Consider the following 23,697-nt stretch of genomic DNA (forward strand, 5'->3'; position numbering starts at 1 on the left):
GCTACACCAGCTTGAACACGTCGTCGAAGCGGTTCAGCGCCTCGTCGACCACCGCATCGGTATCGGCGCGGCTGGTGTAGATGCGGCTGCCGGCCAGGGTGATCAGCCCGTGCGCCGAATACGCCGCGCCCATCTCCTCCATCATGTGCTTGCGCTCCTTGGCTTCGTTGCGCACGCGCCACAGCTTGTACAGGTTGCCGGTGTCCAGCAGCAGCACGCCAGAGGTCTGCAGGTGCACGATCGAGCCCATGTTGTAGACCACGTATGGCAGGCCGAGACGGCGGATGATCGCCTCCAGGCCCTGCCGCAGGCGATCGCCGGCGCGGCCGGCCTGGCCGGCGGCATCGCTGCGCTGCGCTTCCAGCAAGGCGTGGTAGCCGGCCACGCAGGACAGCGGATTGGCCGACAGCGTGCCGCCGACGAAGGCACGCCGCGCCGTGGTGCCGATGCCGCCGACCAGGCTCATCATCACCTCGCGGCGGCCGCCGATCGCGCCGGCCATCGGATAGCCGCCGGCCAGGCACTTGCCGAGCACGGTGATGTCCGGCAGGACCCCGAAGTAGCCCTGCGCACCGCCCGGGCCGAGCCGGAAGCCGGTGACCACTTCGTCGAAGATCAGCAGCGCGCCGAACTCGTCGCATAACTTGCGCACCTGCCGGTTGTAGTCGTGGTGCACCGGCCGCGTGCCGCTTTCCGGCCCCAGCGGTTCCAGCAGCACCGCCGCGGTGCCGCCGCGCAGGCGATTGAACTGCAGCTTGCGCCGCAATGCCTCCAGATCGTTGGGATGGCATTCCTGGGTGTAGGCGGTGGCGCCGCGCGGAATGCCGATCGCCTCCATGCGCCCGGTGCCCGGCAGGCGCATGCCGTACACCAGCTGGTCGCTCCAGCCGTGGTAGGCGCCGCCGATCTTGATGATCCATTTCTTGCGGGTGTGGGTCCGCGCCAGGCGCACCGCGCCCATCACCGCCTCGGTGCCGGAGCCGAGCAGGCGCAGCATCTCCACTGCCGGCATGCTGGCGCAGACCAGTTCGGCCAGCTTGACCTCGTACTCGTGCAGCAAGCCGGTCACCGGGCCGCACTGGTCCAGTACCGCCTGCACGTGCTCGCGCAGTTCCGGCGGATTGGACCCGAGCAGGGTCGGGCCGCCGGCCTGCAGGAAGTCGATGTAGCGGTTGCCGTCCACATCGGTCAGGTACGCGCCATCGGCGCTGTGCATGGCCAGCGGGAACGGATGGTTGAACGCCAGGTTGTGCTGCACGCCACCGGGGATCACCTGCTTGGCCGCCTCGCCCAGGCGCTTGGAGCCCTGGCAGCGCTCGTCGAAATAGCGCATCACCTTGGACATGCCGGCGGCGCCGATCGGCCGCATCGGCTGGTTCACCAGGGCATGGAAGCGTGCGTACAGCTGGTCCACATCGGGCCACTGTGAAATGGCGGGGGTCTGGCTCATGGTCGGTGCCGGGCTCGGGGGAACGGAAGCGGAAAACGCGTGCATGGGGTCAGGCCTCCAGTGCGGTGAGGACGGCGCGCAACGGCGCGGCCAGGCCGGCGTCGTGCAGGAAGCGGCGTTCGATGCGGCGCGCCAGGTGATCGCGCGCCACCTGCTCCAGCGCATCGACCGCCGCCACCGCCTGCTCCAGGCTGCGGCCGCAGCACAGCACGCCGTGGTTGCGCATCAGGTAGGCGTTGCTCGACGGGCGCAGTTGCCGCGCCAGCAGCCAGGCCAGCAGCCCGGTGCCGGACGGGAAATAACCGACCATCGGCACGCGGGCACCGATCGTTGCCTGCAACGCCGGATCCTCCACCGGCAGCGCCGCCCCCAGCAGCGCGCAGGCGCTGGCCACCGGCTGGTGGGTGTGGATGCTGCAGGCCACGTCGGGCCGGCGGCGCAGCACCTGCGCATGCAGGCCGGTCTCCACCGACGGCGTGGCGGCGCCGTCCAGTTGCCGCAGGTCGGCCAGGCGCACCACGCAGATGTCCTCGGCGCGCATCGCCAGGTAATCGATGGCCGACGGTGTCACCGCGAAGCGTTCGGCATCCAGGCGCAGCGCGACGTTGCCGCCGGTGCCGGCCAGGTAGCCGCGCCGCGACAGCTCCACGCACAGCGCGACCACACGCGTGCGTTGTTCATGGGCAAACATGCTGGGGAACCTCCGGCACGCATTCGGGAACGGGATTCATGCGCCGGTAGATCGGCGCGAGCGTGCGCTGCAATTCGCGGAACATCGCATAGCGATCGTCGTACAGCGCGCGGGTGAGCGGCGACGGCTCGTACACCCGGCGCGCGCGTTGCAGCGCCGGCAGGTCGGCGAAGCGCAGCCGGCCCAGGCCGACGCCGGCGATGAAGGTGGCGCCGATCGCATTGGCCTGGATCGGGTTGTGCAGTTGCCGGATCGGCTGGCCGCTGACGTCGGCGATGATCTGGCACCACAGGTCCGACTGCGCGCCGCCGCCGACCGCGGCGATCACGCCGGGATCGCGGCCGAGCAGGCGCGCGAACGGCTCCATCATCCAACGCGTGTTCAGCGCCACGCCTTCCATGAAGGCACGGATGATGTCCTCGCGGGTATGCATCAGCGACAGGTTGACCAGCCCGGCGCGCAGGCTGTGGTCCTCCACCGGGGTGCGCTCGCCGAACAGCCACGGCATGTACACCAGGCCGTTGGCCCCAGGCGGCACGCGCGCGGCGATGACGTTGAGCACCTCGTACACGTCCGGGCGTTCCTCGTCGCGCAGCAGTTCGTCGGGATGGAACAGGATGCGGTCGCGCAGGAACGACAGGTTGGCGCCGGCGGTGGACTGCAGCGCGGTGGCCAGGTAGCGCCCGCTGACCGCGCACGGCACCGCGGCGATGTTGCTGAACACATCGGTCTTCATCCGCGGCACGTGCGCGCCCAGCCACGACGACGTGCCCAGGTACAGATGCGCGGCGTAGTCCTCGACCGCCGCAGCCACCGCCACCGCCGAGTTGTCGATGGCGCCGGCGATCACCCGGGTCTGCGGCGACAGCCCCAGCTGCGCCGCCACCTGCGGCAGCAGCGGCCCCAGCACCTCGGTGGAGGCCACCAGTTCCGGCAGCTTGTCGCGTTCGATGCCGAGCAGCCGCAGCAAGCCGTCGTCGTAGCGGATGCGCATCGGGTCGCGGTTGTCGGTGACCCAGGTGGTGAGCACCGAGTCGGCGGTGGCGCAGAAGCGCCCGGTCAGGCGCAGGTTGAGATAGTCCAGCGCGTTGAGGAACTTGTGCGTGCGCTGGTAGCGCAGCGGTTCGTGGTCGCGCAGGTAGGCGATGTGGCCGGCGCAGTCCTTGCCGCTACCGGCCGGCGCGCCGCCGCTCAGGCGCAACCAGCGCAGCAGCTTCAGCGGCGCATAGCCGCGCACGTTGAGCCAACGACCGCGCAGACGCCGCGCGATCGCGGCCTGCCCGCGCATGTCCAGCCACAGCATGGCGTTGCCCAGCGCGCGGCCGTCGCGGTCCACGCACACCGTGCACTCGCCCTGGGTCGAGCAGCACACCGCGGTCACCCGCCGGCGCAACGACTCGCCGCCTTGCAGCACCGCCGCCGCGGTGACCAGCAAGGCGTTCCACCAGTCGCGCGGATCCTGCTCGGCGCAGACCCCGTGCACGTGCAGCGGCACCGGTTCGAACGCCCAGGCGATCACCTGGCCGTCCAGGGTGACCAGCGCGCACTTGCAGCCGGAGGTTCCCAGGTCCACCGCCAGCACCAGCGGCTGGTCGCCGCCCCGGTCGGCATCGAGCAGTTCGCTGCGCATGGGTCAGAACGTGTAGCCGATCGAGGCCACCAGGGTGTCGCCGTCGGTCTTGCGGACGCGCGCGCCGTCCTGCACCCAGTACAGCTCGTGCGCGTTGACCCGGGTGCTGACCCAGTCCAGGTTCCAGTCCAGGCCCCAGCGCTTGTGGGTGACGCCGATCTGGTAGTCGGCGAAGCTGCCCTCGCTGAAATTGCGCAGCTTCTGGTAGCCGGCGTGCAGGCGCAGCGTGGTCGACGGCAGCACCGACGGCAGCAGCGGGGTCTGGTAGTTGAGATCGCCCAGCAGGGTACCGCGCGAATCGTGCTCGCCACGGGCGAAGCAGCGCAGCGCCACCGTCGGGTCGGCGGCGAACTGCAGGATCTGCGCGCACACCCCGCCGGTATCGGCGCCGCGGTAGGTCTTGGAGAACACGTACAGCACGCGGCCCTCGACCGCGCCGTAGCCGAGTTCGAGCACGCCGAAATTGCTGTCGTAATCGGTACGGCGCACATCCGCCGGGGTGCCGGTCTGCAGATCGATCTGGTGCGGGGCCAGGAAGCTGGCGCCGGGGAAGCGCTCGGTAGCCAGGCCGACGCCGGCATGCCAGGCATCGGGATTGCCGAAACGGTAGCCGGCCGCGGCGGTGATGCCCAGCCCATCGCCATCGAGGAACTGCTTCTTGCTGACCTTGGCTACCTCCAGCAGCGCGACGAACCCGCTGGCGTGCACGAACTGGGTGGTCCACTTGAGCGATGGGCGCATCAGCGAGTCGGACACACCGCGCGTGCGCTGCTCGCTCATCAGCTTGATCTGGTTTTGGAACTCGTAATTGACCATGCCATCGGTGTCGGCCTGCTGGGCCTGGGCCCGGGCACAGCACGCGCCGTGCAGGGCCAGTGCACCCGCGAGGGTCGCCATGAAGCGGACTGCGGTCATCTCAATCTCCCCTGTTCGCTGAGGAAGGTGGGACGCGCGGCGGCCGTCGCCGGCCCCGCACATCGATGGCGCCGGCGCGTTGCGCGCGCGGCGGGTGGATCACTTCGCGCAGACCGGCGTGCTGGGCAGCGCCTGCACGCGGGTGAAGCGTTCGGTCTCGCCGAGCACTTCCACGCCGACGAAGGCGCGCAGGTCCAGCGCCTTGCCGCTGGCGCGCAGCGTGGCCTTGTAGCGCTTGCCGCTGCGCGGATCGAAGGCCCAGCCGTCGCGCCAGATATCGCCGTCCTCGCGCCCCAGACGCGCGATCTGCACGCCGCAGGTATCGGTGGCGGTGCCGGCGTCCTTGTCCCAGACGATGCGCCCGCACAAGGCCGTGGCCGCATCCGCGCACGGCGCGAACTCCACCACCGCGTCCTTGGCCGCGGTCAGCCACAGCCCCTGCGCCGCGGCCGGCGCCGCACACGCCGTCGCGCTCGCCAGCAGCCATCCCGCGACCACCACACCGACCGCGCCGTACCGCTTCATTCCCGGACTCGCCTGCATCGAACGCCCCCTCGCCATCGCGCAATTAAGTAGTGAAAACTACCGTATAGCGATCACTACCGTTTTGCAAGCGTTGTCCGCACGACCTTCACCGCGGACGTGGCGAGGCGCGCAAACGCCTGGATTTCAAGGGTTCGCGTGTGCAGCAGCATGCGTGCGACGGTCGATTTTTGCGGCGTTGCAACAGTCATCGGCGAGGACGGCGACGACAGATCGGATCGCCCGATCGCCATGGCGTCGCACTGCGAACCGAGCGAATGCGCCAGCCACGGCATCCAGCCACGCAGCCGCGCGCGGTCAAACCCGATCGGCGGCGTCAGGAAACGATGAGGGCAGAAGGCGTGTCAGCAGTCGCTGCCGCCTTGCTGCAGCAGCAACCGCTGCGACACCGCGATGCGCACTGTCGCCCACGAGGGTCGGCAGCGCCGGTGCGGACCAGCGAGAGCGGTGGCGACCGGCACGATCGGCGGGTCAGAAGCGGCCGGCGATGGCACGGCCGCGATGGCGGGGATGGGCCCCGCTCAGTGCATCGGCGCCTCCCGCAAGCGGGAAGCGCATGGAGGGATCAGGCGTCCTTGCCGGACACGTGCCCGTCGATCTTCGACGTCTGGTACAGCGCCATGCCGATGCGCTTGATCAGGCCGAGCTGCTGCTCCAGCCACCAGGCATGGTCTTCCTCGGTGTCGCGCAGCTGCGCCAGCAGCACGTCGCGGCTGACGTAGTCGCCGTGCTGCTCGCACAGCTTCATGCCCGCGGCCAGATTGGCGCGCACTTCGTACTCGACCTTCAGATCCTTCTCCAGCATCTCCTCGACCGTGCGCCCCGGTTCGAAGGCATGCGGGCGCATGTCCGGGTCACCCTCCAGGAACAGGATGCGCCGCAGCAGCGCATCGGCGTGCTCGGTTTCCTCTTCCATCTCGTGGTTGATGCGTTCGTACAGCGCCAGCAGGCCCTGGTCCTCGTAACGCCGCGAGTGGATGAAATACTGGTCGCGCGCGGCCAGTTCGCCGCGCAGCAGCTCCTTGAGGCATTGCACAACGTCGGGGTGTCCCTTCATGGGGCGGGCTCCGTGGGGTCGACTGAGGGCGCCATAGTGCCCGATGCGGCCGCGCCGCGTTCCAATCGGAATCATTCACATCCCGACTCGCACATCCGCGATGCGTGACCCCGCGCACAGCGCGCCGCGCCTACGCGGGAACGACACGCAGTCGTGTCTAGAATCGGAGACTTGCCCACCGGAGAGAGACGATGCGCGGTCGATGGAAACGCCTGCTGCTGGGGACGCTGCTGCTGACGGCGGCCGTGGCGCTGGGCATCTGGCTGCTGCTGCGCGGCAGCCTGGCCACGCTCGACGGCAAGGCCCCGCTGCAAGGCCTGCGCGCGCCGGCAAGCATCCAGCGCGACGCGCTGGGCGTGGTCACCATCGATGCCGCCGACGAGGCCGATGCGATGCGCGCGCTCGGCTACGTGCACGCGCAGGAACGCTTCTTCGAAATGGACCTGCTGCGCCGCGCCGCCGCCGGCGAACTGTCCGAGCTGGTCGGTCCGCACGCGCTGGACGTGGACAAGGCACGGCGGGCGCATCGCCTGCGCGCGCGCAGCAGCGCGCAGCTGGCCGCATTCGCCGGCCAGCACGCGGCGGCCTTGCAGGCCTACAGCGCCGGCGTCAACCAGGGCCTGCACGCGTTGCGGGTACGGCCGTGGCCTTACCTGATGCTGTTCGCCGCACCGCGCGACTGGCAGCCGGTGGATTCGGCGCTGGCCGGCCAGGCGATGTACTTCGACCTGCAGGGCAAGCAGCTCGAACGCAAGCTGGCCCTGTACCGCCTGCAGCAGCGCTTGCCGGCGCCGCTGTACGCCCTGCTGCGCCACGAGGGCAGCAGTTGGGACGCGACACTGGACGGCAGCGTGCGCGGCGACGCAGAGCTGCCCTCCGCCGATCAGGTCGATCTGCGCCGCCTGGCAGGCGCGCCCGCCCCCGCCGCGACCGACGCGGTCGCCACCAGCGCGCCCGGCAGCAACAACTGGGCGATCGCCGGCAGCCGCACCGCCGACGGCCGCGCCATCGTCGCCAACGACATGCATCTGGGCCTGCGCGCGCCCAGCCTGTGGTTCCGCGTGCGCCTGCGCTACGCCGATGCGCAGGCGCCGGGCGGCCGCGTGGACGTGTCCGGATTCTCGCTGCCCGGCCTGCCGGCGGTGATCGTCGGCAGCAACGGTCACGTCGCCTGGGGGTTCACCAACAGCTATGCCGATACCGCCGACTGGTACCGGCTCACCCCATGCGCCGCGGTGGCGCAGCCCGGCTGCACGCCGGTCACCGTGCACCGCGAACGGATCAAGGTCTCTGGCGCCCCCGACACCGAACTGCAGGTCGAAGACACCGCCTATGGCCCGATCCTGCAACACGAACCCGATGGCAGCGCGCTGGCGTTGCGCTGGGCCGCGCAGTTGCCGGGCGCACTGAATCTGGGGCTGGCCGACTTCGCCCGCGCCGATACCCTGCCCAATGCCTTCGCCCGTGCGCAGCACATCGCCACGCCGGCGCAGAACCTGGTGCTGGCCGACCGCGACGGCCACATCGGCTGGCGCGTGCTCGGCCCGCTGCCGCTGCGCGGCCCGCACTGCGCAGCCGATGCGGTGATGCACGACGTGCGTGCGACGGTGCCGGCGGATGCCCGCTGCGCGCCATGGCCGCTGTCCACCAGCCAGTCGCCGCAGCGCATCGATCCCGCCGACGGACAATTGTGGACCGCCAATGCCCGCGTGGTCGGCGGCGCCGAACTGGCACCGCTCGGCGACGGCGGCTACGCGCTGGGCGCGCGCGCGCAGCAGATCCGCGACGACCTGCGCCTGCACCCGCATCTCAACGAACAGCAGTTGCTGGCGATCCAGCTCGACGACCGCGCACTGTTCCTGCAGCGCTGGTGGGCGCTGCTGCAGCAACGCGACGCGGGCGCGGCCACGCCGGCGCTGCACGCCGTGTCGCAGGCGGCCGCGCACTGGGAGGGCCGCGCCAGCACCGGATCGGTGAGCTATACCCTGGTCCGCGCGTGGCGCCTGGCGGTGCTGACCCGGATCCGCGATGGCCTGATCGCGCCGGCCCGTACCGGATCGAACGCAGATGCCGCACCCGCGCCACCGCCGCTGCCGCAACTGGAAGGCGTGGCCTGGCCGCTGCTGCAGCAACAGCCGCTGCACCTGTTGCCGCGCCGCTACGGCAGCTGGCAGGCGCTGCTGGAAGACGCCGCCGCCGAGGTGCGCACGCACCTGCAGGCCGAAGGCCCGCTGGACACGCGCCGCTGGGGCCAGGAGAACCGTGCAGCGATCTGCCATCCGCTGGCGCAGGGCCTGCCGGCGCCGCTGCGCGGCTGGCTGTGCATGCCGGACACGCCACTGCCCGGCGACGACGACATGCCGCGGGTGCAGCGCCCGGCGTTCGGCGCCTCCGAGCGCATGGTGGTGGCACCGGGCCATGAGGCCGACGGCATCGTGCACATGCCCGGCGGCCAGAGCGGCCACCCGCTGTCGCCGTTCTGGGGCGCCGGCCACGCCGACTGGGTGCAGGGCCGCGCCACAAAGTTCCTGCCCGGCCCGACCCGGCACACGCTGACATTAAGCCCGTCCGCACCACAATGACCCGCGATCGGCTCCGCGCCGGCGTCCGACCGCAGACGCCGGCCTGCCTTCCCCCTTCCCCCACTGCCGAGTCTGCCTACCGATGAAGCGCCCTCCCCTGCTTGCCCTGTTGCTGCCGCTTGCCGCGGCCGTGTCGTTTTCCGCCTGTGCCACGCCGGCTGCCGACGCGCCCGCGGCCGCCTCCGACTGCAGCGTGCGCGCCCAACCCGGCGACGATCTGCAGGCCGCGATCGACCGCGTCCCCAACGACGGCAAACCCGCCACCGTGTGTCTGAGCGCCGGCGAGTTCCCGGTCAGCAAGCTGATCTCGATCCAGCGCGACGGCCTGCGCCTGCGCGGCCAGGGCAACAGCACCGTGCTGCGCATGCGCGACCACGTGCAGCAACCGACCATCGTGATCGGCGACTACCAGAACGAGCGCCCCATGCGGACGATCCGCGACGTGCGCGTGGAGCAGTTGCAGATCGTCGGCGGCACCATCGACAAGGAGTTCATGCCCGAGCGCCCGTACCTCAGCAACAGCCTGGTGGTGGTGCGCAACGGCCAGAACATCCAGCTGACCCACCTGCGGGTGAGCAAGTGCCGCAGCGCCTGCCTGCTGAGCGAGTTCGACAGCCGCGACCTGCTGATCGCGCACAACGACGTCTCCGGCGCGACCTGGGATGGGGTGTCGTTCAACCGCACCGCCAAGGTCAAGCTGATCGACAACGTGATCCACGACAACGTCGCCGCCGGCATCACCACCGAGCACCTGGAAGACAGCGAGATCCGCGACAACCGCCTGGAGCGCAACGGCAGCCAGGGCGTGTACCTGGCCGACGCGCGGCGCAACCTGTTCGCGGGCAACCAGTTCATCGACAACAAGGGCGCCGGGCTCTACCTGACCTGCTCGATCCGCCAGCGCACGCCGCAGATCCTGTGCTGGGACAACAGCATGAGCCAGGACAACACGTTCGAGAACAACACCTTCCGCGGCAATCCCTACACCTACACCATCGGCGTGGACAGCGCGGCCAACTGCACCGGCCCGGAGTTCCGCCCCAACCTGTGGCGCAAGAGCAACCAGGCCGATGCCTCGGGCATCGACATCCAGCCCGAACGCTACGGCCACTGCGTGCGCTTCGAGTAAGCGCGCGCGGGCGCGGCGCCTGCGTACGCCACCCGGCCGGCCTTGAACAGGTCGGCCGGGGCGCGCCCGCCCGCGCATGGCGGCAGAACCGGGGTGACCGGCAGGCCCGGCGCGTCCAGTCGGGTGCCGGACCACCACCTAGGCGGGCGACACGCACGCCGCGACACATCCATTAAAGCTCTGCCTGCAGCGGCCGCTAACCGGTGACGACGCCCCAGCGACCGACGGACCGCGCTGGACCACCGACCGGCCGTGCCGCAGACGCTGGAGTGCCGCGGCGCTCTGGGAGAGCAGATGAACTACCACCTTCATGTCCGCCGCACCCTCGACACGCCGATCCTGGCGATCCAGGGCCTGACCCTGTGCGTGTGGCTGGCGCTGCTGCTGTGCAACCCTTACCTGAGCCACCCACTGGACGCGCGCTATGCGCTGGCGTTCGTCGCCATGCTCGGCAGCGGCCTGGTCATGCGCATGGCCAGGCGGTCCTGGCAATGGCGGCTGGGCGCCTTCCTGTCGGTGATCGCATTCGATGCCGCGTTCCGGCTGCAGTTGCATCACATGGGCGGCGCCAGCACGACCTGGATGCTGCCGGTGGCGGTGACCCTGAGCCTGGGCTACAGCGTGCTGTTCTGCCACGCGCGCGACTATCTGCTGGCGCTGGCCTGCACCTGGGCGATCATGCTCGGCTGGCACGACAGCCTGGTACCGGCGTCCACCGACCTGCCGCTGCTGGAGATCCTGGTGGCGGCGGTGACCATGGTCGGGTTCGCGCTGAACCGCATCTTCGTCACCTCCATGCGCAGCAACCACGCGCTGAAGGAAGGCTATCGGCGCCTGGCCGCGACCGACGCACTGACCGGCATCCCCAACCGGCGCGCGCTGATGGCCGACCTACAGGCAGCGGTCGGCACCCAGCACGCCGTGCGGTTGGCCATGCTGGACATCGACGACTTCGAGCGGATCGGCACCGAGCACGGCCACCACGTCGGCGATGCGGTACTGCAGGCGCTGGCGACGGAACTGGTACGGCTGGACCCGCGTTGCCGCGTCGGCCGCCTCGGCGGCGAGGAGTTCGGCCTGCTGTTCGAGGGCGTGTCGCAGGACAAGGCGAGCGCACTGGTGCAGCGCCTGCAGCAGCGCATCCGCGGCCTGCGCGTGGACGGCGCCAGCTTCACCTGCAGCGTCGGCATGGCCGCGTTGCCCGCCGGCGGCGAACTGTCCGACCTGCTCGCCCGCGCCGACCGCGCACTGTCCGCTGCCCGGCAGGCGGGCAACGGCAGCCTTCGCCTGGACGGCGCCATGCCGGTGTCGGCCGGCACGTCCGCGGCGTTCGCGCGCGATCCCGCGCTGCCGGCCGCCACGTCGCTGTAGCACGCAGCACCAACGGCCCCTCGGGGCGGCGCATGCCGCCGCCCCGCAGCGCACTCGCTCGTGGCGTACGCGCATCAGCCCGACGCAGACAGCGCAGACGCCCACCCCGCTCCACCGCCGCTGCGTGCGGCACCAACAGGCTGAACCGCAGGCGCTGCGGTCACTCAAGCCGCCACGCCGGCATGCCGATACGCTGCCATCGATCCATTGCGTGCGCGTCGGCGTCCGCACATCACGAACCGGCCGGGACGCGCCGTTGGGCAGCACATGACGTACCCGGAGCACATCCGCCACCTGCTGAGCCGGTCGACCACGGCCATCCAAGCGCTGACCCTGTCGATCTGGGTCGCGACGCTGCTGTTCAATCCGTATCTGCAGCGCCCCTGGGGCCTGGTCAATTTGATCCTGCTGGCCGCGCTGCTCGGCGCCGCCGCCTGCACCCTGCTGGTCCGCCGCTTCTGGCACTGGCGCATGAGCGGCGCGCTGTACGTGCTGCTGCTGTCGTGGGCGTACCAGATCGAACTGCGGCACATGGGCGCACATGGCGAATTCTGGTGGCTGCCGACCACGGTCACTCTGTGCCTGGGCATCAATCTGCTGTTCCCGTTCACGCGCGACTACCTGCTGGCGCTGGCATACACCTGGACGATCATGCTGACCGGTCGGGCACTGCCACCGGCGGCCGCCAGCGACCCGATGCTGCTGGGGCTGCTGGTCGTCGCGGTGTCGCTGATCGGCCTGGCCATGAACCGCACCTTCGCGCGCAGCATGCTGATCACCTACCGCCTGAAGGAAGACTACCGGCGCATCTCCGAGACCGATGCGCTGACCGGGCTGGCCAACCGGCGCGCCCTGATGGCGCAACTGCATGCGCTGGCGGCCGAGCGCGGTCGCCGCGGCACGCTGCAGTTCGCGATGCTGGACATCGACGATTTCAAGCAGGTCAACGACCGCCATGGCCACGATGTCGGCGATGCGGTGTTGCTGGCGCTGGCCGCCGAACTGACCGGGCTTGAGCACGGCTGCCGGGTCGGCCGACTCGGCGGCGAGGAATTCGGCATCGTGCTCGACGGCATGAGCGACGCGCAGACCGATGCCCTGCTGCAGCGGCTGCTGGAACGCGTGCGACAGACCCGCGCCAAGGGCGTGGCCTTCACGTTCAGCGCCGGGGTCGCGCGCATGCATCCCGACGGCGACGTCTCGGATCTGCTCAAGCGTGCCGACCGTGCGCTGTATGCCGCCAAGCGCGACGGCAAGAGCCGGATCTGCCTGGACAGCGCCACAGGGCCCGCCCCCATGGCGGCCGTGCACGGCGCCCTCGACAGCGCGGCGCCGACCGCGGATCCGGCATAGCGGAAGGCGCACGGCACGCATCGCCGGCGTCGAACACGCACGCTACCGGAGCAGCACGACGCGCCTGCGCTTGCGGCTACACCGCCCGCCACAGCAGGCGCAGGCCCAGGCCACTCATCAGCACCGCGCTGAGCCGGTCCAGCGGCCGCCGCGCGCGCAGCCACCAGCGCCGCGGCGCCGACGCGGACAGCAACCCGGCCACCAGCGCGAACCAGGCCGCATCGATGGCGAAGGCCAGCAATGGCAGCGCCACGTACTCGGCGGGCACGCGCTGCGCCGGCAGCAGCGCGGCGAACAGGCCGGCGAACACCAGCGCGGTCTGCGGGTTGCCGAGCTGGGTCGCCAGGCCCATGACGAAGGCCGAGCGCACGGCCGGCACCTGCTGTTCCGGCGCGATGGCGGCCACCGACGCCGGCGTCCGCCACGCCCGCCAGGCCAGCCACAGCAGGTAGGCGGCACCGGCGACCGACAACGCGCGATGCAGCGCCGGCACCCGCTCCAGCAACGCCTGCAGGCCGAACAAGGCCGCCAACGCGAACAGCGCGCAGCCCACGCCCATGCCCAGTGCCGCGGCGAACCCGGCCGCACGCGAGCGCCCCGCGGCCAGCCGCGCCACCAGCAGGAAGCTGGCGCCGGGGCTGATCGCCCCCAGCGTCAGCACCCCGGCGATCGCCAGCAGGCTGGCGCCGGTCACCCCAGCGCCTGCGCGTGCACCCCGGCCACCGCCCGACCGGAGGGATCGGCCATCGTCGCGAAGCTGGCATCCCAGGCGATTGCCGCCGGCGAGGAACAGGCGATCGACTTGCCGCCGGGCACGGTCTCGGCCGCGGCAGGCGTCGGGAACACCCGCTCGAACAGGCTGCGGTAGTAATAGGCTTCCTTGGTCTGCGGCGGGTTCACCGGGAAGCGCTTGTCGGCCGCGGCCAGTTCGCGGTCGCTGACCTGGGCCTCGGCATGCGCCTTCAGCCCGTCGATCCAGCCATAGCCGACGCCGTCGCTGAACTGCTCCTTCTGCCGCCACAGGATCGACTCGGGCAGATAGCCCTCGAAGGCTTCGCGCAGCACCGCCTTCTCGATGCGCTTGCTGCCGTCGGCGCGGGTGCCGGCCATCTTGTACTGGGCGTCCATGCGCATGGCCACGTCCAGGAACTCCACGTCCAGGAACGGCACGCGCGGCTCCACGCCCCACGCCATCATCGACTTGTTGGCGCGCAGGCAATCGTAGTTGTACAGCGCGTCGAGCTTGCGGATCAGTTCCTCGTGGAATTCGCGGGCGTTCGGCGCCTTGTGGAAGTACAGGTAGCCGCCGAAGATCTCGTCGCTGCCCTCGCCGGACAGCACCATCTTCACTCCCATCGCCTTGATCCGCCGCGCCAGCAGGAACATCGGCGTGGAAGCGCGGATGGTGGTGACGTCGTAGGTCTCGATGTGCCGGATCACTTCCGGCAACGCGTCCAGGCCTTCCTCGAAGGTGTACTCGAAGCCGTGGTGCACGGTGCCCAGCGCCTCGCCGGCGATCGCCGCGGCGGCCAGATCCGGCGAGCCCTTCAGGCCGATCGCGAACGAGTGCAGGCGCGGCCACCAGGCCTCGGCCTCGTCGTTCTCCTCGATGCGCTTGCGTGCGAAGCGCGCCGCCACCGCCGCGACCAGCGAGGAATCCAGGCCGCCGGAGAGCAGCACGCCGTACGGTACGTCGGTCATCAGCTGGCGGTGCACGGCGCGCTCGAAGGCCTCGCGCAGTTCCTGCTTGCCAACCTCCACGCCCTGCACCGCGGCGTAGTCGCGCCACGGCTTGCGGTAGTACTGCACGAGTTCGCCGCTGGCGCTGTCGTAATAGTGGCCCGGCGGGAACTGGGCGACGTCGGCGCAACTGTCGGCCAGCGACTTCATCTCCGAGGCCACGCGCAGCCGGCCCTGCGCGTCATGGCCCCAGTACAGCGGGCACACGCCCATCGGATCGCGGGCGATCAGCACGCGCCCGGCGGCCTTGTCCCACAGCGCGAAGGCGAAAATGCCGTTGAGGCGGTTCAGCAGCACGTCCGGCGTGGTTTCGCGGTACAGCGCGTTGATCACCTCGCAGTCCGAGCCCGTCTGGAAGGCGTAGGGCTGGGCGAGTTCTTTCTTCAGCTCACGATGGTTGTAGATCTCGCCGTTGACCGCCAGCGCCAGTTGCCCATCGTCGGAGAGCAGCGGCTGCGAGCCGCCGGCCGGGTCGACGATGGCCAGGCGCTCATGGACGAGGATCGCGCCGTCGTCGACATACACGCCGCTCCAGTCCGGGCCGCGGTGGCGCTGCCGCTGCGAGCAGTCCAGCGCCTGCCGCCGCAGCGCCTGCAGGTCGTCGCACGGTTGCAGGCCGAAGATGCCGAAGATCGAACACATGGGAAAGCTCCTGATCGTGGGGTGGTGGTGCGATCCCGGCCATCGATGGCCGGGCTGTCGTGGAGGGCCCCACACCAGCAGGCACAAAAAAACCCGCATCGGCCGATGCGGGTTTTCTGGTGGCTGGGCGTGGTGTTTCTGGTAGCGCCTAGTCGCAGACCCGCATCGGCCGCGCACGATTATTCGCCAGCGCATTATTGCGGCCGTTGGCGTTGATCGAGCGGAGGGCGGACAGCGAGGTCATGGGGCGACCGTAACCCGGCGTGCGGGCCGGCGCAACTGTTACCGCAGCAACCGTTCGATCAGGCGCAGGTATAGATCCGGCAGCGCCTCCAGGTCGGCCACGCGCACGTGCTCGTCGACCTGGTGGATGCTGGCGTTGACCGGGCCGACCTCGATGCATTGCGCACCCAGCGGCGCGATGAAGCGCGCATCGGAGGTACCGCCGCCGGTGCTCTCCTCCGGCGGCGCGCCGGCGACCTCGCCCAGCACCTCGCGCGCCACCCGGCGCAGCGTGCCTTCCGGGGTGTAGAACGGCTCACCGCTGCGGTGCCAGCGCAGGTCGTAGTCCAGGCCATGGCGATCGAACAGCGCGGCGATTTCCGTTTCCAGCCGCGGCGCATCCCAGTGCGGGGTGTAGCGCAGGTTGAAGGCGACCTGCAGTTCGCCGGGGATGACGTTGTTGGCGCCGGTGCCGGCATGCACGTTGGAGATCTGCAGGCTGGTCGGCGGGAAGCTCTCGTAGCCGTCGTCCCAATGCCGCGCGACCAGGTCGGCCAGCGCCGGCGCGGCCAGATGGATCGGGTTGCGCGCCTTGTGCGGATAGGCCACGTGCCCCTGCACGCCGCGCACGCGCAGCGCACCGGAAAGGCTGCCGCGACGGCCGACCCGCAGCAGGTCGCCGAGCCGTTCGGTGGACGAGGGCTCGCCGGTGATGCACCAGTCGATGCGTTCGCCGCGCTCGGCGAACACGCGCGCCACGTGGCGCACGCCGTCGATCGCATCGCCTTCCTCGTCGCTGGTCAGCAGCAGCGCCAGCGTGCCCGAGTGCTGCGGATGCGCGGCCACGAACCGTTCGGCGGCGAGCACGAAGGCGGCCACGCTGCCCTTCATGTCGGCGGCGCCGCGCCCGTACAGCACGCCATCGCGCACCTGCGGCGCGAACGGATCGCTGCTCCAGGCCTCGCGCGGCCCCGGCGGCACCACGTCGGTATGGCCGAGCAGCGCCAGCACCGGACCGTCGCCGCCACGGTGCGTCGCCCACAGGTTGTCGACCTGGCCGCAGCGCAGCCGCTCGATGGCGAAACCGGCGCGCTGCAGCCGCTGCGCGATCAGTTCCTGGCACCCGGCATCGTCGGGGGTGACCGACGGGCGGGCGATCAGGTCACAGGCGAGTTCAAGGACATCGGACATGCAGGACACCATTGGAAAACACGAGGGAGACGCTGCGGATCGGCGGCGGCAGCGTCGCGAGCGGGCGACACCGGAAACGCAGTGTACGAGCGGGACTGGCGGATTCGAAGCATCGGCCGGGATCGCCGGGCGGGTGCGCGGTCGCGGCGTCGGCCGTCGCTACGGCGCGATGCCCGGCCAGCGCATGCATTGCACGCGCACCGCGAAAGCTTCGTTGCCAGGCATGCGCCCGCCGTGCGTGCCGGTCTCGACGAAACCGCAGGCGCGGTAGAACGCCAGCGCCGCGGCGTTGCCTTCCAGCAGTTCCAGCGTCAGGCCGGCCGAGCTGGCACCCTGCACTGCGGCCACCAGCGCCTGACCGACGCCGCGCCGGCGCGCGGCCGGATCCACGTACAGCCAGGCCAGTTCCTCGCCATCGTCGGCGACGAAGCCGAGCACCTGGCCCTGCGCTTCTGCGACCAGCACGCGGTAGTCGAACAGGCCTTCGCGCTCGGCCGCGATCGGCAGCGGCAGGAACGCCTCCGGCAGCCCCGCCGCCTGCAGTTCCTCCAGGCGCGCGGCATCGTGGATGGCGCACAGGCGCGCCCAGTCGTCGGCCCGGTACGGGCGAATGTTCACGCGATCCCGAATCGCTGCTTGAAGCCGTTGTCGGAAAAGCCCTGGCTGAGCTTGCCGTCGTCGGTCACCACCACCGGCCGCCGGATCAGTTGCGGATACTCGCGCAGCAGCAGCTTCCACTCGGCATCGGAGCCGGGTGTCTTCTTGTTGTCGGGCAGTTGCCGCCAGGTGGTGGAGGACTTGTTGACCAGCGCATCGAATCCACCGGTCTGGCCGGCCCAGTCCAGCAGGGTGTCCGGGGTCGGCTTGTGCTCGCGGTAATCGACGAAGCTGTAGGCCACGCCAAAGCGGTCCAGCCACTTGGTCGCCTTCTTGCAGGTGTCGCAGTTCTTCAATCCGTACAACGTCGTCATCGAAACATCCCTTCAAGCGAATGAAGCCCCTCTCCCACCGGGAGAGGGATTGGGGTGAGGGTCGGTCGGCCCAGGACGGATCGCACCCAAAACGCCGCGCACGGCCTTTCGGCGGGCGATGCCATCAGCAGACGAACCGGGCATGCCGTCATCGACAGCCAGCAGCGCGCGTGATCTTACGCGCCGCGTGCGCCATCGGCCTCCCAGGCCCAAGAAGAAGCCCCAGGCCTCACAGCGCCGGCACTTCCTGGAGCTTGGCCGAGTCGATCCGCCAGCGCAGCTGTGCCGCAGAAGCGCCGTCCACGCCGTTGACCCGGCGCAGGACGTAGTCGCCGCGGAAGCGTTGCCGCGTGCCGTCGGCCAGCGTCGCCTCCACGCTGACCGGCACCGGCTGGTACACCGAACCGGCGGCGCCATCGCTGGCGCCCAGCGTGCCGATCGTCGCCTTCACCGCACGCGTCTGCGCGAAGCCGGCCTCGAAGGCCTCGTAGGACTGCCCCGGGCGCCCGTCCTCGCCCCACTGCTGCCAGGCCGTGGCGTAGTCGCGCGCGTTGATCGCCGCGTAGTAGCGCCGCACCACGTCGGCCGCGGCCTGCGGGCTGTCGGCAGCCGGGCCGCACCCGGCGGTGGCCGGCCCGTCGCGGCCGAGCAGCGCGCAGCTGCGCGCGATCTCGTCGTCGATCATGGCGCAGCTGTTGGCGGCATTGCAGGGCGGGTGCGTGGCCGGCGACACCGAGCGACAGGTGGCCGCACGCGCCGCCGCGGCGTCGGCGCCGATCTCGTCGGCGCAGGCCAGCGGCGCGCCCGCCGCGCCGGCAGTCCCCGCCGTCGTCGTAGGCGCTTGCGCAGGCGCAGGCGCAGGTGTCGCGGCCGGCGCCGGATTGGGCGCAGCGGCTGTCGCCGCAGGCGTGTCGCCCTGCTTGGGTGCCGTCGGCGTCGGTGCGCTCTCACGGCCGCACCCGGACAGCGCGAACGCCGCGGTCATCCAGCAAGCCCACATGATCGTACGCATCGGTCTCTCCTGTCGTGGCAGTGGCAGCACCCGGCGACGGTCTGCACCGGACATCGGGTCCGATACGCGCCGCCGCAACAGCGCCCAGACCTGCGTGCGGCAGCATATCCAGGCGCCGATGTACGCCGGGTGTGCGCCCTTCCCTGGCCGCGAGATCGCGGACCCTGCTAGGCAACCGCGTAGCACCGTGCGACGACCACATGATGTGCCCGGCCTACCCGCAGATAGGGCACTGGCGTTGGATTCGCAGGAGGTTCGGCATGTCAGCATGCCGATGACGACGGAAGCCACCGCGTGCTTTACCGCCGTTGCGTTTGCTTTTGATCTACCGGGTTCCCTTCCGCGGACCCGGAGCGCGTAGCGCGGAGGGCGCAAGGCAGGGCGCGCTTTCTTTTGGTTACCTTTTCTTTGCGCGAGCAAAGAAAAGTAACTCGCCCAACAGGGCGAAAGCCTTTGCTGTTGCCTAAAGCTCAAGACATGTAAAGCGGCTTCAACGTCAACGCGATGCGGTGTCGCGGTGCAGCGCGTCTCCGCGAATGTCACGCCCTACGCACCAGACACCAGCACGCACAGTAACCGCGCAACACAAAGGCTTCCGCCTGACCACGAAGTCGACAGGAAGCAGCAAACCAGAGCGAGACCGGGGTGGACCCGGTCTCACGATCTTCAGTCGGCCAGGCCGCGCAGCAAGTCGTTGACGCTGGTCTTGCTGCGGGTCTTGGCGTCGACCTGTTTGACGATCACCGCACAGTACAGCGAGTGCGAGCCGTCCTTGGACGGCAACTGCCCGGACACCACCACGCTGTACGGCGGCACGTAGCCGTAGGAGATCTCGCCGGTGGCGCGGTTGTAGATGCGCGTGCTCTGGCCCAGGAACACGCCCATGCCGATCACGCTGTGGTGGCCGACCACCACGCCCTCCACCACTTCCGAGCGCGCGCCGATGAAGCAGTGGTCCTCGATGATGGTGGGGCTGGCCTGCAGCGGCTCGAGCACGCCGCCGATGCCGGCGCCGCCGGACAGGTGGCAGTGCTTGCCGATCTGCGCGCAGGAACCGACCGTGGCCCAGGTGTCGACCATCGTGCCCTCGCCCACGTGCGCGCCGATGTTGGTGAAGCTCGGCATCAGCACCACGTCCTTGCCGAAGTAGCTGCCGCGGCGCGCCACCGCGCCCGGCACCACGCGCACGCCGGCCTTGCGGAACTCGGCTTCGTGATAGCCGGCGAAGCGGGCTTCCACCTTGTCCCAGAACGGCGCCGGCTGCGCTTCCACCACGGCCATCTCGTTGACCCGGAAGTACAGCAGCACCGCCTTCTTCAGCCACTCGTTGACCTTCCAGCCGCCGTGCCCGTCCGGCTCGGCGACGCGGAACTCGCCGCTCTCCAGGCCATCGATGACGCGGTTGACCACCGGCCGGGTCGACCCCTCGATCTCGTCGAGCGTCAGCGTGGCGCGGCGCTCGAAGGCGCTGTCGATGGTGAACTTCAGCTCGTCGGCGCTGGGCACGGCCACCGGCTTGGCGCGCAGCGGCTTCGGCGCGGGCTTGGCGGGCTTGCTCGCCGCGGTCGGCGCCGCAGGCTTTGCGGCAACCGGCTTGGCCGTCTTCTTGGGGGCCGCCGTCTTGGCAGCGGACTTCTTGGCGGCAGGCTTCTTGGTGGCCATCAGCGGGGGTCTCCAGGCGGGGTATCGGGGTCCAGGCAGGCCTGCAGCGCGGCCTGCAACGCCTGGCGGGCGGCGTCGGGCAACGGCAGGTTGTGCTCGTCGGTGATGTGGAACAGATCCTCGGCGCGCTCGCCGAAGGTGGCGATGCGCGCGTCGTGCACGCGCAGGTGCTGCCGGCGCAGCACCTGGGCCACGTCCGACAGCAGCCCGGGGCGGTCCGGCGCGACCAGGCTGAGCCGGGTCAGGCGGCCATCGAGGCTTTCGCGGAATTCGATGCGCGGGGCGAAGCGGAAATGCCGCAGCTGGCGCGGCACCACGCGCCGCGCCGGGCGCAGCCGCGCCAGGTCGCCGGCCAGCGCCTCGCGCAGTCCGGCCTGCAGCTGCGCGATGTCGCCGCTGGCGAAGGCGTCGGCCGGCATCACCTCGAAGGTGTCGAAGATCGCCCCGTGCGGCGCGTCGAGCACGCGCGCGCGATGGATGCCGTAGCCGAGCCGGTCCAGGGTCATCACGATCGCGGCGAACAGGCCGTCGCGATCCGGCGAGTACACGAACACTTCCAGCGCCGCGTCGTCGGGGGTGACCGGGCGCACCTTGACCAGGGTGCCGCCGAGTTCCACCTCCATCAGCGAGGTCGCCTGCCAGGCCAGTTGCTCGGGACGGAAGCGCAGGAAGCTCTCGTCCGGCATGCCGGCGAACTGGCGGTCGATGATGGCGTCGTCGTGGCCCTGGATGTGCATCAGCGCGCGCGTGGCCTCGCGCGCCTCCTGCAGGCGCTCGGCCACCGGCAGCGGATGCTCCAGGCCTTCGCGCAGGGCGCGGCGTGCGGCGAAGTACAGGTCGGCCAGCAGCCGGTCCTTCCACGCGTTCCACAGCTTGGGGCTGGTGCCGGCGATGTCGGCGCAGGTCAGCAGGTACAGATAATCCAGGCGCTCGCGGTCGCCGACCAGGCTGGCGAAGCGATGGATCACCTCCGGATCGGCGATGTCCTGCTTCTGCGCGGTCACCGACATGCGCAGATGCTGCTCGACCAGCCAGGCGACCAGCTCGGTGTCGGCGGCGCTGAGCGCGTGCGCGGCGCAGAACGCGCGCGCATCCACCGCGCCCAGCTCCGAATGGTCGCCGCCGCGGCCCTTGGCGATGTCGTGGAACAGGCCGGCCAGCAGCAGCAGTTCCGGCTTGCGCAGCCGCGGCCAGACTTCGTGGGCGATGGAGAAGCGCTCGTCGGCGCGCGCGTTGGCGAACACCGCCATGTTCTTCAACACCATCAGCGTGTGCTGGTCGACCGTGTACACGTGGAACAGGTCGAACTGCATGCGCCCGGACACCTGCGCGAACGCCGGGATCCATTGCCCGAGCACGCCCAGCCGCGCCATCCGGGTCAGCGTCTGCACCGCGCGCGGGCCGCGCAACAGCGCCAGGAAGCGCTCGCGCGCGGTCGGGCTGGCGCTGGCGTAGGCCGGCAGATGCGGCAGCGCCTCGGCCAGCGCGCGCGCGGTCAGCGAATGCAGGCCGCGGATCTCGCCGTGCGCGGCCCAGGTGGCGAACAGCGCGAACACCTGCACCGGGTCGGCCTGCGGCCAATGCTCGTCGTCGGCGGCCAGGTAGCCGCGGCGCAGCGAGAAGCCGCCGTCCAGCGGCTGCGGCTGCGCTTCGCCGTCGAACTGTTCCTCGAAGCGCTGCAGCAGCCGGTCGCTGAGCCGGCGCACGATCGCCGCGCTGCGGTAGAAGCGCTGCATCATCTTTTCGACGCCCAGGCTCTCGACGTCGTCGGAGAAGCCCAGGCGCTGCGCCAGGGTCTTCTGGTAATCGAAGCGCAGGCGCTCTTCCGGGCGGTTGGCGACCAGGTGCAGCCCGTAGCGCAAGCGCGCCAGTTCGCGGCGCTCGCGGCGCAGCGCGGCGGCTTCGTCGCCGCCGACATGGCCCAGCCCGATCAACGGCTCCAGGTCGCGCACGCCGAACGCGCGCAGCGCCATCCAGCCCAGCGTATGCAGGTCGCGCAGGCCGCCGGGGCCGTCCTTGATGTCCGGCTCCAGGTTGTCGGCGGTATCGCCGAAGCGCTGGTGGCGGGCCTGCAGTTCCTCGCGCTTGGCCATGAAGAATTCGCGCGGCGGCCACACCCGTTGCGGGGCGATGGCCGCCGCCAGCGCCGCCTTGGCGGCGGCGTCGGCCTGCAGCGGGCGCGCCTCGATCAGCGCGGTCAGCACGGTCTGGTCGGCGCAGGCCGCGGTGCACTGCGCGGCCGAGCGCACCGCATGGCTCACCGGCACGCCGGCGTCCCACAGCAGCGGGAACAGCCGTGCCAGCGCCGGTTCGTACGCGGGATCGAGGTCGCCGAACACCAGCAGGTCGATGTCCGAGCGTGGGAACAGTTCGCCACGGCCATAGCCGCCGACCGCGAACAGGGCCAGCCCGGCCTCGCGCGGCACGCAGCGGCTCCAGGCGTGGCGGATCAACTGGTCCAGCGCGCGCGCGCGCAGCGCCAGCAGGCGATCGATGTCATCGCCCTGGTCGAAGCGCTTGCTCAGCCGCGCATCGGTCTGCGCCAGCAGTTGCCGGACCGCGGCGGCCCAACCGGCGTCGTCGACGCCGGCAGCGGGCATGCCGGCATCGGCACCGGCCGGCAGCAGGCTCACGGTTCGCCGAGGCCGCCCGGCGACAGGGTCAGGACCTCCACCCCATCCTCGGTGACGGCGACCATGTGCTCCCATTGCGCGGAGAGCTTGCGGTCCTTGGTCACCACGGTCCAGCCGTCCGGCAGCACGCGGGTGTAGCGCGTGCCCTCGTTGATCATCGGTTCGATGGTGAAGGTCATGCCCGGCTTCAGCACCAGGCCATCGCCCGGCCGGCCGTAGTGCAGCACCTGCGGTTCGTCGTGGTAGACCTTGCCGATGCCGTGGCCGCAGTACTCGCGCACCACGCTGAAGCGCTCGCTCTCGGCGTACTGCTGGATGGCATGGCCGACGTCGCCGAGCGTGGCGCCCGGCTTCACCGCGCGGATGCCGCGCCACATCGCCTCGTAGGTGGCCTCGATCAGGCGCCGCGCCATCACCGACGGCGTGCCCGCGCAGTACATGCGGCTGGTGTCGCCATGCCAGCCGTCCTTGATCACGGTGACGTCGATGTTGACGATGTCGCCGTCCTTCAGGACCTTGCCCTCGCTGGGGATGCCGTGGCAGATGACGTTGTTCACCGACGTGCACACGGTCTTCGGAAAGCCGCGATAGCCGACGTTGGCCGGCACCGCCTGCTGCACCTTGACGATATGGTCGTGGCAGATGCGGTCCAGCTCGGCGGTGGTGACGCCGGGCTTCACGTACGGGCCGATCAGGTCCAGTACCTCGGCGGCCAGGCGGCCGGCCACGCGCATCTTCTCGATGTCCTGCGGAGTTTTCAGATTGACGGTCATGGGCGTCATTATCGCTCATCCCGGCGCTGGCTGAACGCGCCGGCCGCGTTGCCGGGTTTTTGGCACGCCGGCACGGTCGCCGCCGCCTTCATCGCACTGAACGCGGCGTCCTGTGGTCGTCATCCCATGT

At 70.5% G+C, this 23,697-nt stretch carries 20 protein-coding genes; 4 read left to right on the plus strand and 16 right to left on the minus strand.

Annotated features, from left to right (window positions below; all coding sequences use genetic code 11):
- Position 1 precedes the first annotated feature (1 nt).
- From PIQ37_RS02510 to bfr, 7 genes are all read right to left on the minus strand, one after another.
- Positions 2–1,450 carry an aspartate aminotransferase family protein gene (locus PIQ37_RS02510; RefSeq protein ID WP_342072228.1) on the minus strand — a complete coding sequence of 483 codons (1,449 nt, stop codon included), beginning with the start codon at positions 1,448–1,450 and terminating at the stop codon, positions 2–4.
- A gap of 49 nt (positions 1,451–1,499) precedes the next feature.
- A complete protein-coding gene (locus PIQ37_RS02515) occupies positions 1,500–2,141 on the minus strand; it encodes a class II aldolase/adducin family protein (protein ID WP_342072229.1) in 642 nt (213 codons plus the stop codon).
- The gene (locus tag PIQ37_RS02520) at positions 2,128–3,771 is read right to left on the minus strand and encodes a xylulokinase (RefSeq protein WP_342072230.1); all 1,644 of its coding nucleotides are present in this window, start codon (positions 3,769–3,771) and stop codon (positions 2,128–2,130) included. Before PIQ37_RS02520 ends, PIQ37_RS02515 begins: the two co-directional genes overlap by 14 nt.
- A 3-nt stretch (positions 3,772–3,774) precedes the next feature.
- Positions 3,775–4,668: a TorF family putative porin gene (locus tag PIQ37_RS02525; protein WP_342072419.1), complete on the minus strand. Its 894-nt coding sequence runs from the start codon at positions 4,666–4,668 to the stop codon at positions 3,775–3,777.
- A gap of 117 nt (positions 4,669–4,785) precedes the next feature.
- Entirely contained in the window at positions 4,786–5,211 is a 426-nt protein-coding gene (locus PIQ37_RS02530) for a DUF2147 domain-containing protein (protein WP_342072231.1), read from the minus strand.
- A 74-nt stretch (positions 5,212–5,285) separates the two neighbouring features.
- On the minus strand, positions 5,286–5,504 hold the full coding sequence (locus PIQ37_RS02535) for a hypothetical protein (RefSeq protein ID WP_342072232.1): 219 nt from the start codon (positions 5,502–5,504) through the stop codon (positions 5,286–5,288).
- 290 nt (positions 5,505–5,794) lie between these two features.
- On the minus strand, positions 5,795–6,286 hold the full coding sequence (gene bfr / locus PIQ37_RS02540; RefSeq protein ID WP_026143459.1) for a bacterioferritin: 492 nt from the start codon (positions 6,284–6,286) through the stop codon (positions 5,795–5,797).
- A 191-nt stretch (positions 6,287–6,477) separates the two neighbouring features.
- Here bfr and PIQ37_RS02545 point away from each other — a divergent pair, with 191 nt between their 5' ends.
- The 4 genes from PIQ37_RS02545 (at position 6,478) to PIQ37_RS02560 (ending at position 12,721) form a co-directional block, all read left to right on the plus strand.
- The gene (locus PIQ37_RS02545) at positions 6,478–8,868 is read left to right on the plus strand and encodes a penicillin acylase family protein (RefSeq protein WP_342072233.1); all 2,391 of its coding nucleotides are present in this window, start codon (positions 6,478–6,480) and stop codon (positions 8,866–8,868) included.
- An 82-nt stretch (positions 8,869–8,950) separates the two neighbouring features.
- Positions 8,951–9,997, plus strand: a complete 1,047-nt coding sequence (locus PIQ37_RS02550) for a right-handed parallel beta-helix repeat-containing protein (RefSeq protein WP_342072234.1) — start codon at positions 8,951–8,953, stop codon at positions 9,995–9,997.
- A gap of 294 nt (positions 9,998–10,291) precedes the next feature.
- Entirely contained in the window at positions 10,292–11,368 is a 1,077-nt protein-coding gene (locus tag PIQ37_RS02555; RefSeq protein WP_342072235.1) for a GGDEF domain-containing protein, read from the plus strand.
- Between the two features lie 267 nt (positions 11,369–11,635).
- A complete protein-coding gene (locus PIQ37_RS02560) occupies positions 11,636–12,721 on the plus strand; it encodes a GGDEF domain-containing protein (protein ID WP_342072236.1) in 1,086 nt (361 codons plus the stop codon).
- 76 nt (positions 12,722–12,797) lie between these two features.
- Here the strand turns inward: PIQ37_RS02560 and PIQ37_RS02565 are convergent, their stop codons facing one another.
- The 9 genes from PIQ37_RS02565 to map all read right to left on the minus strand — a co-directional run bounded on the left by PIQ37_RS02565 (position 12,798) and on the right by map (position 23,567).
- Complete coding sequence (locus PIQ37_RS02565) at positions 12,798–13,415, minus strand: LysE family translocator (protein ID WP_342072237.1); 618 nt, start codon at positions 13,413–13,415, stop codon at positions 12,798–12,800.
- The gene (asnB, locus tag PIQ37_RS02570) at positions 13,412–15,103 is read right to left on the minus strand and encodes an asparagine synthase B (RefSeq protein ID WP_342072238.1); all 1,692 of its coding nucleotides are present in this window, start codon (positions 15,101–15,103) and stop codon (positions 13,412–13,414) included. Before asnB ends, PIQ37_RS02565 begins: the two co-directional genes overlap by 4 nt.
- A gap of 282 nt (positions 15,104–15,385) precedes the next feature.
- Positions 15,386–16,516 carry a succinyl-diaminopimelate desuccinylase gene (dapE, locus tag PIQ37_RS02575; RefSeq protein WP_342072239.1) on the minus strand — a complete coding sequence of 377 codons (1,131 nt, stop codon included), beginning with the start codon at positions 16,514–16,516 and terminating at the stop codon, positions 15,386–15,388.
- A 159-nt stretch (positions 16,517–16,675) separates the two neighbouring features.
- Positions 16,676–17,134, minus strand: coding sequence for a GNAT family N-acetyltransferase (locus PIQ37_RS02580; protein WP_342072240.1), 459 nt, complete (start codon positions 17,132–17,134; stop codon positions 16,676–16,678).
- Positions 17,131–17,487 (minus strand): arsenate reductase, encoded by a 357-nt coding sequence (locus tag PIQ37_RS02585; protein WP_342072241.1) that lies wholly within the window; start codon positions 17,485–17,487, stop codon positions 17,131–17,133. Before PIQ37_RS02585 ends, PIQ37_RS02580 begins: the two co-directional genes overlap by 4 nt.
- A gap of 229 nt (positions 17,488–17,716) precedes the next feature.
- A complete protein-coding gene (locus PIQ37_RS02590; protein ID WP_342072242.1) occupies positions 17,717–18,499 on the minus strand; it encodes a hypothetical protein in 783 nt (260 codons plus the stop codon).
- 666 nt (positions 18,500–19,165) lie between these two features.
- Positions 19,166–20,161 (minus strand): 2,3,4,5-tetrahydropyridine-2,6-dicarboxylate N-succinyltransferase, encoded by a 996-nt coding sequence (gene dapD, locus PIQ37_RS02595; RefSeq protein ID WP_342072243.1) that lies wholly within the window; start codon positions 20,159–20,161, stop codon positions 19,166–19,168.
- Positions 20,161–22,761, minus strand: coding sequence for a [protein-PII] uridylyltransferase (locus tag PIQ37_RS02600; RefSeq protein WP_342072420.1), 2,601 nt, complete (start codon positions 22,759–22,761; stop codon positions 20,161–20,163). The genes dapD and PIQ37_RS02600 overlap by 1 nt, the downstream gene beginning before the upstream one ends.
- Before the next feature lie 29 nt (positions 22,762–22,790).
- Positions 22,791–23,567, minus strand: a complete 777-nt coding sequence (map, locus tag PIQ37_RS02605; protein ID WP_267083159.1) for a type I methionyl aminopeptidase — start codon at positions 23,565–23,567, stop codon at positions 22,791–22,793.
- Positions 23,568–23,697: the final 130 nt, after the last annotated feature.

It is taken from the genome of Xanthomonas protegens, from assembly GCF_038442435.1.
GTDB lineage: Bacteria > Pseudomonadota > Gammaproteobacteria > Xanthomonadales > Xanthomonadaceae > Xanthomonas_A > Xanthomonas_A sontii.